Source organism: Nocardioides sp. GCM10028917, assembly GCF_042666175.1.
GTDB lineage: Bacteria > Actinomycetota > Actinomycetes > Propionibacteriales > Nocardioidaceae > Nocardioides.
Genome location: NZ_JBHTFL010000008.1, coordinates 526,365 through 540,107, shown reverse-complemented (window position 1 = coordinate 540,107; position 13,743 = coordinate 526,365). Strand labels below are relative to the sequence as shown.

General features: G+C 72.3%; 10 protein-coding genes. 5 read left to right on the top strand and 5 right to left on the bottom strand.

Going from position 1 to position 13,743, the window contains the following annotated elements; all coding sequences use genetic code 11:
* The first annotated feature begins 39 nt into the window (after positions 1-39).
* From ACFQW6_RS19080 to ACFQW6_RS19065, 4 genes are read left to right on the top strand one after another with little or no spacing between them, the layout of a single operon-like run.
* Positions 40-1,872 (top strand): methylmalonyl-CoA mutase family protein, encoded by a 1,833-nt coding sequence (locus ACFQW6_RS19080; protein WP_378549127.1) that lies wholly within the window; start codon positions 40-42, stop codon positions 1,870-1,872.
* Complete coding sequence (gene scpA, locus ACFQW6_RS19075) at positions 1,869-4,088, top strand: methylmalonyl-CoA mutase (RefSeq protein ID WP_378549124.1); 2,220 nt, start codon at positions 1,869-1,871, stop codon at positions 4,086-4,088. The genes ACFQW6_RS19080 and scpA overlap by 4 nt, the downstream gene beginning before the upstream one ends.
* Complete coding sequence (gene meaB, locus ACFQW6_RS19070; RefSeq protein ID WP_378549121.1) at positions 4,088-5,101, top strand: methylmalonyl Co-A mutase-associated GTPase MeaB; 1,014 nt, start codon at positions 4,088-4,090, stop codon at positions 5,099-5,101. Before scpA ends, meaB begins: the two co-directional genes overlap by 1 nt.
* Before the next feature lie 12 nt (positions 5,102-5,113).
* Positions 5,114-6,301 carry an amidohydrolase gene (locus tag ACFQW6_RS19065; RefSeq protein ID WP_378549118.1) on the top strand — a complete coding sequence of 396 codons (1,188 nt, stop codon included), beginning with the start codon at positions 5,114-5,116 and terminating at the stop codon, positions 6,299-6,301.
* 4 nt (positions 6,302-6,305) lie between these two features.
* Here the strand turns inward: ACFQW6_RS19065 and ACFQW6_RS19060 are convergent, their stop codons facing one another.
* Both ACFQW6_RS19060 and ACFQW6_RS19055 read right to left on the bottom strand, forming a co-directional pair.
* Positions 6,306-7,460 (bottom strand): sensor histidine kinase, encoded by a 1,155-nt coding sequence (locus ACFQW6_RS19060; RefSeq protein WP_378549116.1) that lies wholly within the window; start codon positions 7,458-7,460, stop codon positions 6,306-6,308.
* A 94-nt stretch (positions 7,461-7,554) separates the two neighbouring features.
* Positions 7,555-8,193 carry a FadR/GntR family transcriptional regulator gene (locus tag ACFQW6_RS19055; RefSeq protein ID WP_378549113.1) on the bottom strand — a complete coding sequence of 213 codons (639 nt, stop codon included), beginning with the start codon at positions 8,191-8,193 and terminating at the stop codon, positions 7,555-7,557.
* A gap of 45 nt (positions 8,194-8,238) precedes the next feature.
* On the opposite strand from ACFQW6_RS19055, the gene ACFQW6_RS19050 reads away from it, so the two are divergent.
* Entirely contained in the window at positions 8,239-9,519 is a 1,281-nt protein-coding gene (locus ACFQW6_RS19050) for a CynX/NimT family MFS transporter (protein WP_378549111.1), read from the top strand.
* A gap of 46 nt (positions 9,520-9,565) precedes the next feature.
* Here the strand turns inward: ACFQW6_RS19050 and ACFQW6_RS19045 are convergent, their stop codons facing one another.
* From ACFQW6_RS19045 to ACFQW6_RS19035, 3 genes are read right to left on the bottom strand one after another with little or no spacing between them, the layout of a single operon-like run.
* A complete protein-coding gene (locus ACFQW6_RS19045; RefSeq protein ID WP_378549108.1) occupies positions 9,566-10,870 on the bottom strand; it encodes an ABC transporter permease in 1,305 nt (434 codons plus the stop codon).
* Complete coding sequence (locus ACFQW6_RS19040) at positions 10,867-12,159, bottom strand: ABC transporter permease (protein ID WP_378549105.1); 1,293 nt, start codon at positions 12,157-12,159, stop codon at positions 10,867-10,869. The genes ACFQW6_RS19045 and ACFQW6_RS19040 overlap by 4 nt, the downstream gene beginning before the upstream one ends.
* A 49-nt stretch (positions 12,160-12,208) precedes the next feature.
* Positions 12,209-13,732, bottom strand: coding sequence for an ABC transporter ATP-binding protein (locus ACFQW6_RS19035; RefSeq protein WP_378549102.1), 1,524 nt, complete (start codon positions 13,730-13,732; stop codon positions 12,209-12,211).
* Positions 13,733-13,743 lie beyond the last annotated feature (11 nt).

Sequence of the window (13,743 nt, the reverse complement as noted above, 5' to 3'; positions counted from 1 at the left end):
CAGTGACCCTCGCCACTGCGCGGGCCTATCCTGCGCAGCATGACCGACCTCCCTGGTGGCCTCCCTGGTGACCTCGACGGTGGCCTCGACGAGCCCGAGGAGCTGCAGCCCGCGGAGGGCTCCCTCCGGCTCGTCAGCGACCACGACGCGTACGACGCCGCGGCGTGGGAGGCCGCCACGGCCGCCGTGCTGCGCAAGGTCCGCCGCCTCGGCGACGACGCGCCCGACTCCGACGTCTGGGCGGCCCTCACGCGCGCGACCCTCGACGGCATCGACGTCGCACCGATCGGGCAGCCCTCCGACCTCGACGGGCTCACGACCAGCGGGCGCCCGGTGCGCCGCGGCGCGTGGGACGTGCGGACCCAGGTCGAGGTGGTCGACGACAAGGCGGCCAACGAGGCGGTGCTGCAGGACCTCGAGAACGGTGGCACCTCGCTCGTGCTCCACCTCGACGAGGAGCGTGGGCACGACTGGACCACGCTGCTCGACGGCGTGCTGCTCGACCTGGCGCCCGTCGTCCTCGACCGTCCCTCGACCGAGCAGGTCGAGGCGTTCGCCGCCTTCCTGGAGGGCGTGGAGGGTGCGCTGCACCCGGCCACCAACCTCTCCTTCGACCTGCAGACGCTCGAGATGCTGACGCACCGCGTTCGCGAGGACGGGGTGCAGGCTCGCGACATCTTCGCCCCCCTCGCGCGACGAGCCTTCCAGCTCGGTGTCCGCGCGCTCGTGGTGGACGGCACCGCGCTGCACGACCAGGGCGCGAGCGACGCGCAGGAGCTCGGCTGGGCGATCGCGACCGGCGTCTCCTACCTCCGGCTGCTCGCCGACGCCGGCTTCTCCGTCGATCACGCGGCCCGCCTCGTCGAGTTCCGGCTCGCCGCCACGGACGAGCAGTTCGCGACGATCGCCAAGCTGCGTGCGGCCAGGCGGCTGTGGGGCCGCGTCCTGGAGACGTCCGGAGCCGAGGGCGAGATGGCGCTCCACGCCGTGACCAGCCGGCCGATGACCAGCCGGCGCGACCCGTGGGTCAACATGCTGCGCGGCACCGTCGCGGCCTTCGCCGCGGGCGTGGGCGGCGCCGACGCCGTGACGGTCGTGCCGTTCGACGAGCCGCTCGGTGTGCCGGACGCGTTCGGCCGCCGGATCGCCCGCAACACCTCGTCCCTGCTGATCGAGGAGTCCCACGTCGCCGCCGTCACCGACCCCGCCGGTGGCGCGTACGCCGTGGAGAGGCTGACCGACGACCTCGCCGTCGCCGCCTGGGCCGAGCTCGGGCGCATCGACGCCGACGGGGGTGCCCTCGCGGACGATGCCCGGCGGGGGGTGAAGGAGCGCGTCAGGGCGGTCCGCGCCGAGCGCGACGCGCAGGTCGCCGACCGTTCCCGACCGCTCACCGGCGTCTCGGAGTTCCCGAACCTCGCCGAGGTGCTGCCCGAGCGCGAGCACCGTCCGCACCGCTACGTCCACCGCTACGGCTGGGCCTACGAGGACATGCGGGCCGAGCCTGCCGCGCAGCCGGTCTTCCTCGCGACGATGGGGCCGATCGCGGCACACACCGCGCGGGCGACCTTCGCCACCAACCTGTTCGCCGCGGGCGGCGTCGCCGTGGAGGCGGCCGGCGCGACCGCCGACGTCGACGGCGTGGTCTCCGCCTGGTCCGGCGAGCGCGTCGTGTGCCTCGCGGGCACCGACGCGGCGTACGCCGAGTGGGGCGGCGAGCTCGTGGCAGCGCTGCGTGCGGCAGGGGCGACGTACCTCGTCCTGGCGGGCAAGCCGGGGGAGCGGACCGTGACCGACGTCGACGACTCGTGTGCCATGGGAGTCGATGCGCTCGGCTTCCTCCGCCGGATCCGAGAGGAGCTCGCCCGATGAGCATCCCGAAGAACTTCGCCGAGGTGGGACTGTCCTCCGGTCTCGTGACAGGACTTCGTCCTTCCCTTCGAGACGGCGCTGTCGCGCCTCCTCAGGACACCGCCTCGGCCGACGACCACGCCGAGCCGTGGGCCAGCCCGGAGGGCATCGACGTCCTGCCGGTCTACGGCCCCGAGCACCTCGAGGGCCTCGACGGCCTCGACACGTGGCCGGGCCTCGCACCGTTCCTGCGTGGCCCCTACCCCACGATGTACACGACCCAGCCGTGGACGATCCGGCAGTACGCCGGCTTCTCCACCGCGGAGGAGTCCAACGCGTTCTACCGCCGCAACCTCGCGGCGGGGCAGAAGGGCCTGAGCGTCGCCTTCGACCTCGCCACCCACCGCGGCTACGACTCCGACCACCCACGGGTGCGCGGCGACGTCGGCATGGCGGGCGTGGCGATCGACTCGATCTACGACACCCGCACGCTCTTCGACGGCATCCCGCTCGACGAGATGTCGGTGTCGATGACGATGAACGGCGCCGTGCTGCCCGTGCTCGCGCTCTACATCGCCGCGGCGGAGGAGCAGGGGGTGAAGCCGGAGCAGCTGGCGGGGACCATCCAGAACGACATCCTCAAGGAGTTCATGGTCCGCAACACCTACATCTACCCGCCGTCACCGAGCATGCGGATCATCAGTGACATCTTCGCGTTCACCTCGCAGAGGATGCCGCGCTTCAACTCCATCTCGATCTCCGGCTACCACATCCAGGAGGCCGGGGCGACGGCCGACCTCGAGCTCGCGTACACGCTCGCCGACGGCGTGGAGTACATCCGCGCCGGCCTCGACACGGGCATGACGATCGACCAGTTCGCACCGCGCCTGTCCTTCTTCTGGGCGATCGGCATGAACTTCTTCATGGAGGTCGCGAAGATGCGCGCGGCCCGGGCGCTGTGGGCGCGGCTGGTCGACGACTTCGACCCGCAGAACCCCAAGTCACGGTCGCTGCGCACCCACAGCCAGACCTCGGGCTGGTCGCTGACCGCGCAGGACGTCTTCAACAACGTGGGCCGCACCTGCATCGAGGCGATGGCCGCCACGCAGGGCCACACGCAGTCGCTGCACACCAACGCCCTCGACGAGGCGATCGCGCTCCCCACCGACTTTTCCGCGCGCATCGCCCGCAACACCCAGCTGCTGCTGCAGCAGGAGAGCGGCACCACGCAGGTCATCGACCCGTGGGCCGGCTCCTACTACGTCGAGAAGCTCACCCACGACCTCGCCGAGCGCGCCTGGGCCCACATCCAGGAGGCCGAGCGCGCCGGGGGCATGGCCGCGGCGATCGAGCAGGGCATCCCCAAGATGCGGATCGAGGAGGCGGCCGCCCGCACCCAGGCGCGCATCGACTCCGGGGCGCAGAAGGTCATCGGCGTCAACACCTACCGCCTCGCCGCCGAGGACAAGCTCGACGTGCTGCGCGTCGACAACGACGACGTCTACCGCCAGCAGGTGGCCAAGCTCGAGCGGCTGCGCGCCGAGCGCGACGACGACGCCGTACGCCGCTCCCTGGACGCGCTGACGGCCTCGGCCGAGCGCGGCCCGGTCGGCGGCGGCTCCCTGGAGGGCAACCTCCTCGCGCTGGCCGTCGACGCGGCCCGCGCCAAGGCCACGGTCGGGGAGATCTCCGACGCGCTGGAGAAGGTCTACGGCCGCCACCAGGCGGTGATCCGTACGATCAGCGGCGTGTACCGCGACGAGGCAGGCGCCGCCGAGGGCAGTGCCGTCGCCGCGGTGCTGCAGGCGACCGAGGAGTTCGAGGCCGAGGAGGGCCGCCGCCCGCGCATCCTCGTCGCCAAGATGGGCCAGGACGGCCACGACCGCGGCCAGAAGGTCGTCGTCACCGCCTTCGCCGACCTGGGCTTCGACGTCGATGTGGGGCCGCTGTTCTCCACGCCCGAGGAGGTCGCCCAGCAGGCGATCGACGCGGACGTGCACATCGTCGGCGTCTCCTCGCTGGCTGCCGGCCACCTGACCCTCCTGCCCGCGCTCAAGCAGGCGCTCGCCGACCTGGGCCGGCCCGACATCATGGTCGTGATCGGCGGCGTCATCCCGCCCGACGACGTGGCGAGGCTCCACGAGATGGGCGCCGCGGCGGTCTTCCTGCCCGGCACCGTCATCGCGGAGTCGGCCCTCGACCTCATCGCGCGCCTGCGGGAACAGCACGCCGGCTGATGCCACGCCCGATCGACGTCGAGGCCCTCGTCGCCGGCGTGCAGGCAGGGCACCGCGCCGCGGTCGCGCGCGCGATCACCCTCGTGGAGTCGTCGCGTCCCGAGCACCGGGCGGCCGCGCGTGAGCTGCTCACCGCGCTCGCGGCGACCGTGCGACCGATGGCGACCCGCGTCGGGATCTCGGGCGTCCCCGGCGTCGGCAAGTCGACGTTCATCGAGGCACTCGGCACCCGGCTGACCGGTTCGGGCCACCGCGTCGGCGTCCTCGCCGTCGACCCGTCGTCGGTGCGCACCGGCGGCTCGGTGCTCGGCGACAAGACCCGCATGGCCACGCTGTCGGTCGACCCGGACGCCTTCATCCGGCCCTCGCCCTCGGCCGGGACGCTGGGCGGTGTCGCCCGCGCGACCAGCCAGGCGATGCTGGTGCTCGAGGCGGCGGCGTACGACGTCGTGCTCGTCGAGACGGTCGGCGTGGGGCAGTCGGAGGTCACCGTCGCGGGGATGGTCGACACGTTCCTGTTCCTCACCCTCGCCCGCACCGGCGACCAGCTCCAGGGCATCAAGAAGGGCATCCTCGAGATCGCCGACGTGGTGGCGGTCAACAAGGCCGACGGCGAGCACCAGGCCGACGCGCGCGTGGCCGCGCGCGAGCTGGCAGGCGCGCTGCGCATGGTCCGCGGCCACGCCGAGTGGGCCCCGCCCGTCGTGACCTGCTCCGCGCTGACCGGGACCGGGGTCGACGACGTGTGGCAACGCGTCGGTGCCCACCGCCAGCACCTCGGCGTCGACGGCCTGGCCCACAAGCGCGCGGGGCAGCAGCTCGAGTTCACCTGGGCCCTGGTGCGCGACGAGCTCGACCAGCGGCTGCGCTCCTCGCCCGGGGTCGCCGCGGTGCGCGACGACGTACGACGTGCCGTTCTGTCGGGTGAGCTGCCGGCGCCATTGGCCGCGGACCGGCTCCTCGCGGCCTACGATGGCCGCGTAGCAGCCCCGGGGGAGCAGGCCCGCCCGTAGACTGGGCCGGTCATGCCACCCGAACTCCCCGCCACCCACGTCATCGCCGAGGTCGTCGACAAGTACGCCGACGAGCTCGTCGCCCTCCGCCGCGACCTCCACGCCCACCCCGAGCTGAGCTGGGCCGAGGAGCGCACCTCCGAGGCGGTCGTGACCGCGCTGGAGGGTGTCGGCTGGACCGTGCGGCGGCCCGAGGGCGGCGGGGTCCTCGCCGAGATCGGCCACAGCGGCCGGCTGGTCGCGCTGCGCGCCGACCTCGACGCGCTGCCGGTGGACGACCTCATCTCCGACCCGTGGCGGAGCACCACCCCGGGGGTCGCCCACGCCTGCGGCCACGACGTCCACACGGCCGGGCTCGTCGGGGCAGGGCTCGCGCTGGCGGAGGTCGCCGCCCGCGGCCTGCTGCCCGGGCGCGTACGACTGCTGTTCCAGCCCGCCGAGGAGGTGATGCCCGGTGGGGCGCTGCAGCTGATCTCCGCCGGTGCGCTCGAGGGCGTCTCCCACGTCTTCGGCCTGCACTGCGACCCGAGCCTCGACGTCGGCCGACTCGGCCTGCGTGAGGGGCCGCTCACCGGTGCCGCTGACGCGCTCACCGTGCGGCTGATCGGCAAGGGCGGCCACACCTCGCGGCCGCACCTCACCGAGGACCTCACCTTCGCCCTGGGCAAGGTCATCACCGAGCTCCCGGCGATCCTGAGCCGCCGCCTCGACCCTCGTGCGGGGGTCAGCGTTGTCTGGGGCATGGTGCGCGCGGGCTCCGCCCACAACGTGATCCCGCACGGCGGCGTGGTGGCCGGCACGGTCCGGATGCTCGACGCCGTCGCCTGGGCCGACGCCGAGCACCTGATCCGCCAGCTGATCACCTCCATCGTGGCGCCCTACAGCGTGACCGCCGAGGTGACCTACCAGCGTGGCGTGCCGCCGGTCGTCAACCACGAGGAGTCCACCCGCCTGCTCGGCACCGCGGTCGAGAACGTCCTCGGCCCGCACGGCCACGTCTCCACCGCGCAGAGCCTGGGTGGCGAGGACTTCGGGTGGTACCTCGACTCCGTCCGCGGGGCCATGGCCCGCCTCGGCACCCGCACGCCGGGCGGACCGACGTACGACCTGCACCAGGGCAACCTCCGCATCGACGAGGCAGCCACCGGCATCGCCGCCCGCGTGCTCGCCGAGGCCGCGGTGACGGCGCTCAGCGACTGACGCCTCAGGCGGGCGGCAGCGGGAGGCCGAAGGTGAAGGTGCTGCCCTCACCGAGGGTGGACCCGACGCCGAGGTGACCGCTCATCAGGTCGACCAGCTCGCGGCAGATCGCCAGGCCGAGACCGACCCCGAGGCGGTCGCCGGCGGACTGCGGGTCGGCCTGGACGAACGGGTCGAAGAGCGTGCTGAGGTCGTCGTCCGCGATCCCGATCCCGGTGTCGCGGACCCGGAAGTCCACCCAGCTGCCGACGCCCGGGCCGTCCGCCGAGCACGGTCGACCGCTGACGCGCACGTCGACCGAGCCCTGCTCGGTGTAGGCGATGGCGTTCTGGACGAGGTTGGTGACGACCTGGGTGATCCGCCGCGCGTCGCCGAGGCCGGTCGCCGGGACTCCCTCGTCGACGGTCAGGGTGAATGTGAGGCCCTGCGACTCGGCGAGGGGGACCGCCCACGACGCCACGTCGTCGACGATCGCGCGTACGTCGACGGGCGCCCGCCGCAGCACGGTCTGGCGCGCCTCGAGCCCGGAGAACTCCAGGATCTCCTGCACCAGGTGCAGGAGGCGCTCGCCGGAGCGGTGCACGATCCGCGCGAAGTGCTCGGGCTCGGGCGGCAGGTCGGTGTCGATCAGCAGCTCGGACGCCCCCAGGAGCGCGGCGAGCGGCGTACGGACCTCGTGGCTCACCGTGGCCAGGAACAGCGTCTTGGCGGCGTTGGCCTCCTCGAGCTCGCGCAGGACCCGCTTGGCGTCGGTGACGTCCTCGCTCACCCCGTGCACGCCGACGACCTCGTCGGCGACGATCACCGGGATCGCCGTGCAGCGGATGTCGACGACCCCGCCGTCGACGCGCACGACTCGTGCCTCGACCACCTGCGGATCACCCGCCATGGCCCGGTCGAAGCCGTCCTGGATCAGGTGCAGGTCGTCGGGGTGGATGACCTGTCCGAAGTGGGTCTGCCGCATCTCCTCGAGGCTCAGCCCGGTCATGTCCAGCGCCCGGTCGTTGGCGTCGGTGAAGTAGCCGCGCGTGTCCACCGAGTAGGCGGCATGGGGGTGGTGGGTGAACATCGAGGCGTAGCGCTCGCCGCTCTGGGCCCGGGCGCCGTCCCCGAGGGTCTCTCCCGCGGCCGGGGCGAGACCGCTGTCGTGGGGAACCATCAGAACCTCCGAGTGTCCATCGGGTGCAGGGCACCGTACCCCGATCGGGTGACCCCGAACGCACGGGGCCGGTCCCCGCACGCGGCCTGCCGCGTCAGCGCATGAAGGGGTCGAAGATCGACCGGACGAGGGCGGACGCACGGTCCGGGTCCCCCTCGGCGACCGCCTCGACGAGGTCGTGGTGGTGGCGGTGCGCCGCGTCGTCGTCCCCCGACTCCTCGTGGCGCATGTGGCTCGCGAAGACGTCCGTCATGCTGGCGTAGAGCTGCAGGTAGAGGGGGTTGTGCGTCGCCGCCACGATCGCGCGGTGCAGCGCGAGGTCCGCACCCGCCCTGACGTCGGGGTCGTCCGACGACCAGCTCTCCTCGCGCCGGGCCCTCAGGTCGCGGAGCAGCTCGATGTCGGCGTCCGTGCGGCGCAGCGCCGCGAGCGAGGCCGCGGTGCTGTCGAGCGCCAGGCGCAGCTCGAGGTAGTGGTGCCTGCTGCCGCCGGCCAGCTGCCGGGCGAGCGACCCGCTGAGCTCGGAGGTCGAGATCACGAACGTGCCGCGGCCCTGCTCCCGGCTGAGGAGACCGGCGTGGACGAGCGACTGCAACGCCTCGCGGACGGTGTTCCGCCCGACTCCGAACGCCGCCACGAGGTCGGCCTCGACGGGAATCCGCTCGCCGACCGGCCACCGACCGGAGGCGATCTCCTCCTGGAACCGCGCGGCGACCTGGTCGATCAGCCCCACTCGACGCACCGGAGGGGGTGTGCCAGACTCACCGTGATTCATCCCATGATCCCATCATTCGTCGCGACCTCGGAGCAAGTGTTGACCATCCCCGCCGCCACCGCACCCACGCCCACCCCGTCAGGACCGGCCACCCGCGCGCGCCTCGCGCTGTGGGCCGGGCTGGCGATCGCCCTGACGGCGCTGAACCTGCGGACCGCGGTGACGGGCTTCACGCCGTTGCTGGAGACCATCGGCTCGGACCTCGGCTTCGGGCTGGCCCTCGCCGGCCTGCTGGGCACGGTGCCGGCGGCGACGTTCGCCGTCTTCGGCTTCCTGGCCCCGGTCGTGACGAGGAGGTACGGACTCGAGCGCACCGCCACCGCTGCCCTCGCCCTCTCGGCACTCGCGCTCGTGCTGCGGGCGCTCTCCCCGACGCCCGCGGCGCTCGTCGCGTCGACCGTCCTGGCGCTGGCGGGCATCGGCGCCGCCAACGTCGTGCTCGTGCCGCTCATCAAGGCGTGGTTCGCCGATCGCATCGCCCTGTGGACCTCGTCGTACCTGTTGCTGATGCAGACCGGTCAGTTCGTGGCGCCCCTCCTGGCCGTGCCGGTCGCCGAGGCAGCGGGCTGGCGGGTATCGGTGGGGATCTGGGCGGTCCCGGCCGCGGTGGCTGCGGTGGTGTGGTGCGTGCTCGCGGTGAAGCTGCCCGCCGACCACCACGTGCCGGCCGTCACCGCGGCGCCCACCGACCGGCTCAGGGTCGGTCGGTCGTCGACGGTCTGGGGGCTGGTGGTCCTCTTCGCGATGATGTCGCTGTCCAACTACAGCATCATCACGTGGGTGCCGGCGGTGCTCACCGACGCCGGTGGCAGTGCGTCGCTCGGCGGGACGATGGTCGGCCTCTACTCGGCCTGGGGAGTGCTCGCCGCCCTGGTGGTCCCGCAGGTCGCGACGCGGATGCGGAACCCGTTCGTCGTCGTCGTGGGGTGCTCGATCGTCCTGGTCCTCGGCTACCTCGGCCTGGCCGTCTCGCCGCTCGACGGCACCGTGTTGTGGGTGTGCGCGCTGGGCATCGGCGTGAGCACGTTCCCGCTCTGCATGACGCTCATCAACCACCGGACGCGGACCCCGCAGTCGGCCTCGACCGTGTCGGGCTTCGTCCAGGGCATCGGCTACGGGCTGGCCTGCCTGGGGCCGATCGGCCTCGGCCTGCTCCGCGAGGCGACGGGCTCGTGGACGACGCCACTCGTCGTGCTCGCCGTCACTGCCGTCCCGGGGGTGCTCGCCGGCTGGTTCGCCTGCCAGCCGCGGTTCGTCGAGGACTCCGCGCGCGTCGCCGGATGAGCTGGTCGGGGCCCGGCGCACGCCGTCGGGCCCCGACCAGCCGGACCTACTGCTGTCGGTAGGGGACGCCGTCCGCGGCCGGCGGCCGCGAGCGGCCCACCAGGCCCGCCACCGCGAAGATGGTGACGAGGTAGGGGAGCATCAGCATGAACTGGCTCGGCACGGGGGAGCCGATGGCCGAGAGCACCCCCTGCAGGTTCGTCGCGAAGCCGAAGAGCAGGGCCGCCAGCGTTGCGCGGATCGGGTCCCACTTGCCGAAGATGACGGCGGCCAGCGCGATGTAGCCGGCGCCTCCGGTCATCTCGCGGTTGAAGCCGGCGACCGAGACGAGGCTGAAGTAGGCGCCGCCGAGGCCCGCGATCGCACCAGCGAGCAGGATCGTGCGGTAGCGGGTGCGGTTGACCTTGATGCCGACGGTGTCGGCGGCCTTCGGGTGCTCGCCCACCGCGCGGAGGCGCAGGCCCCAGCGCGTGCGGTAGAGCGCGTAGGCCACGACCGCGACGACGACGTAGAGCAGGTAGACGAGCGGGGTCTGGCGGAAGAAGATCGGGCCGATCAGCGGGATGTCGCCGAGGATCGGGATCGGGACCGCGCGCAGGCGCTCGGGGGAGTTGAGCGACTCGGCGTTGGGCGTGAGCACCTGGCGGAACAGGAAGTTCGTCAGGCCGACCACGAGCACGTTGAGGACGACGCCGACGATGACCTGGTCGACGAAGTAGGTGATGGCGAACAGGCCGAGGATCAGCGCGACGAGCGCGCCGGCCACCGCGGCAGCCGCCACGCCGGCCCACGCCGAGCCGGTCATCGAGGCGGTGACGGCAGCGGCGAACGCGCCGAGGAGGAGCTGACCCTCGATAGCGATGTTCACCACGCCGGCGCGCTCACCGAGCACGCCGCCCAGCGCGCCGAAGACGAGCGGGATCGCGAGGGCGACGGCGCCGCCGAGCAGGCTGACGAGCCGGATCCGGTCGCCCGCGGCGGCCCAGCTGAGGAAGCCGATCATCCAGACGATCGCGAAGGTGATCGGGATCCACATCGGCTGGCGCACGCGGGTGAGCATGCGGCGTACGGCCTCCGCAGTGAGCCCGAGGCAGATCACCACCATCAGCCAGGCGGTGGGGCCGGACGGCACCACGATGTCGGGCAGGGTGACGAAGTCGGTCGCGGCCGACAGCTGGAACGTCGTGTCGCCCGACGGGCTGGAGCGGAGCAGGACTCCGGCGAGGAGCAGGGTCAGCACGCCGAGCACGACCGGGAGCTTGCGCGCGCCCGAGCCGCGGGTGGGTGTCACGACGGTGTCGGGGGCCAGGCCGCCGCTCTCGGGGGTCGGCTGGGCGGTCACGGTGCTCACTTGGCCTCCTGGGCGGGGAGCCGGAAGATCGCGCGCACCAGGGGAGGGGCGGCGAGGAAGAGGACGATCAGCGACTGCACCACGAGCACCAGGTCGACCGAGATGTTCTCGGAGGTCTGCATGGTGAAGCCACCGGCCTTGAACGCGCCGAACAGGAGCCCGGCGGCCAGGATCCCGAGCGGGCGGGAGCGGCCGAGCAGCGCCACGGTGATGGCGTCGAAGCCGATCGCCGCGTCGAGGTCGAGCGAGACGCCGCTGGACACCGTGCCGAGCACCTGGTTGATGCCGGCGAGGCCGAGCAGGGCGCCGGAGATCATCATCACGACGACGTAGGTCTTGCCGACGTTGATGCCGGAGGCGCGCGCCGCGTGCGGGTTCTCACCGACGGCGCGGACGCGGTAGCCGAGGGTGGAGCGGTTGAGCAACCACCAAGCGACAGCGACGGCGACGAGCGCGATCACGAAGCCGAGGTGGAGGTTGAACTGGTCGCCCAGCACCTTGGGCAACGTCGCCGAGTCCTTCATCGGCGGCGACTTCGGGTTGACCGAGCCGGGTGTCTTGAGCAGCCACTCCTTGGTGAGGGCCCAGAAGAGCAGGTAGTAGGCGACGTAGTTGAGCATGATCGTGACGATCACCTCGTGCGCGCCGGTGCGCGCCTTCAGCACACCCGCGATGCCGCCCCACAGTGCGCCGAACACCATGCCGACGAGGATCGCGAGCGGCAGGTGGATGACGAGCGGCAGGTCGAGCTGGAAGCCGACCCAGCCGGCCGCGCCACCGGCGATGAGCATCTGGCCGCGGCCACCGATGTTGAACAGTCCCGCCCGGAAGGCGAGGCCGACGCCGAGGCCGCCGAGGATCAGCGGGCCGGCGAACTTGAAGGTCTCGGTCAACGGGCGCCACTGCTGGGCCGGCTCGGTGAGGTTGTAGTTGAAGATGGCGCCGCGGAACATCGCGCTGTAGGCGCCGGAGACGGCCTCCCACACGGCGGTGAAGAAGTCGGAGGGGCGGGCGCCGATGTAGCCGGCGGTCTCGCGCACCGTGTCGTCGGTCGCGGCGATCATCACGGAGCCGACGAAGACCGCGAGGAGCACGGCCAGCACGCCGGCCAGGGCGTCGCCGGACGCGATCTCGCGCAGCAGCGACCGTGACCGGTCGCCCCGTGCGTCGTGGGCGTCGGCCTCGGGCGTCTCGGCCGCCGGGTCCGTGGTCGTCGTGCCGCGGGCCGCCTCGTCGTCCGTCACCGGCGCGTCGGGCTTCTCGGGCTGGGGCTTGGGGGTGTCACTCACGCGGGGTCCCCTCGGAAGTGCGAGCGAAGCGAGCAGTTTCGTGGGGTGTTCATGCGGGCACGTCCTTCAGGTCCTTCGGGCGTTCGCCGGTCATCATGAGGCCGAGGGTCTCGCGGGGGGTGTCGGCCGGGACGATGCCGACGACCTTGCCGCGGTAGAGCACCATGATGCGGTCGGCGAGCGCGACCACCTCGTCGAGCTCGGTGGAGACCACCAGGACCGGGATGCCGCTGTCGCGGGTCGCGACGATCTGCTTGTGGATGAACTCGATCGACCCGACGTCCACACCGCGGGTGGGCTGGGCGGCGACGAGCAGTCGCAGGTCGCGCGAGAGCTCGCGGGCCACGACGACCTTCTGCTGGTTGCCGCCGGAGAGGTTCCCGGCGAGCGAGTCGATGTCGCGGGCGCGGACGTCGTACTCCGTCAGCTTCTTCTGGGCGAACTCGCGCAGGGCGCCGAGACGCAGCGAGCCGTTCCGGACGAAGGGGGACTTGAAGCTGCGGTTGAGCATGAGGTTCTCGGCGATGGTGAAGCCGGGCACCAGGCCGTCGACCTGCCGGTCCTCGGGGATGAAGCCCACACCGGCGTCGAGCACCTGGCGCGTCGTGCGACCGACCAGCTCGAGGCCGTCGAGCACGATCGAGCCGCTGACGTCGTCCTGCAGGCCCAGAATGGCCTCGGTGAGCTCGGTCTGGCCGTTGCCCTGCACGCCTGCCACGCAGAGGACCTCGCCGGCGCGGATCGTGAAGCTCAGGCCGTCGACCTGCGTGTGGCCGGCCAGGTCGGTGACGCGCAGGTCCTTCACCACGAGGGCTTCGCCGCCGAGCTGGGGCTCGTCCTTGTGGACGACCAGCTCGACCGGGCGGCCGACCATCATGGAGGCGAGCTCGGCGTTGCTGGCGGTGGGCTCGGCCTCGCCGACGACCTTGCCGTGGCGGATGACGGTGATCCGGTCGGCGACCTCGCGGACCTCGCGGAGCTTGTGGGTGATGAAGACGATGGCCTTCCCGGCCTCCTTGAGCTGACGCATGATGTCCATCAGCTCGTCGGTCTCCTGCGGGGTGAGCACCGCGGTGGGCTCGTCGAAGACGAGCAGCTCGGCGTCGCGGGAGAGGGCCTTGATGATCTCCACGCGCTGCTGCACGCCGACCGGGAGGTCCTCGACCAGGGCGTCCGGGTTGACGTGGAAGCCGAAGCGCTCGGAGATCTCGGTGACCCGCTTGCCGGCCTCGTCGAGGTCGAGCGTGCCGCCGAAGCCGGTGGTCTCGTTGCCCAGCATGACGTTCTCCGCCACGGTGAAGACGGGGATGAGCATGAAGTGCTGGTGGACCATGCCGATGCCGGCCGCCATCGCGTCGCCGGGGCCGGTGAAGTGCTGGACCTCGCCGTCGAGCTCGATCTCGCCCTCGTCGGCCTTGTAGAGGCCGTAGAGCACGTTCATCAGCGTCGACTTGCCGGCACCGTTCTCGCCGAGGAGGCAGTGGATCTCACCGGGCTCCACCGTGAGGGAGATCGAGTCGTTGGCCACCACGCTGCCGAAGCGTTTGGTGATGCCTCGCAGGACGAGTCTCATGGCATCGCATC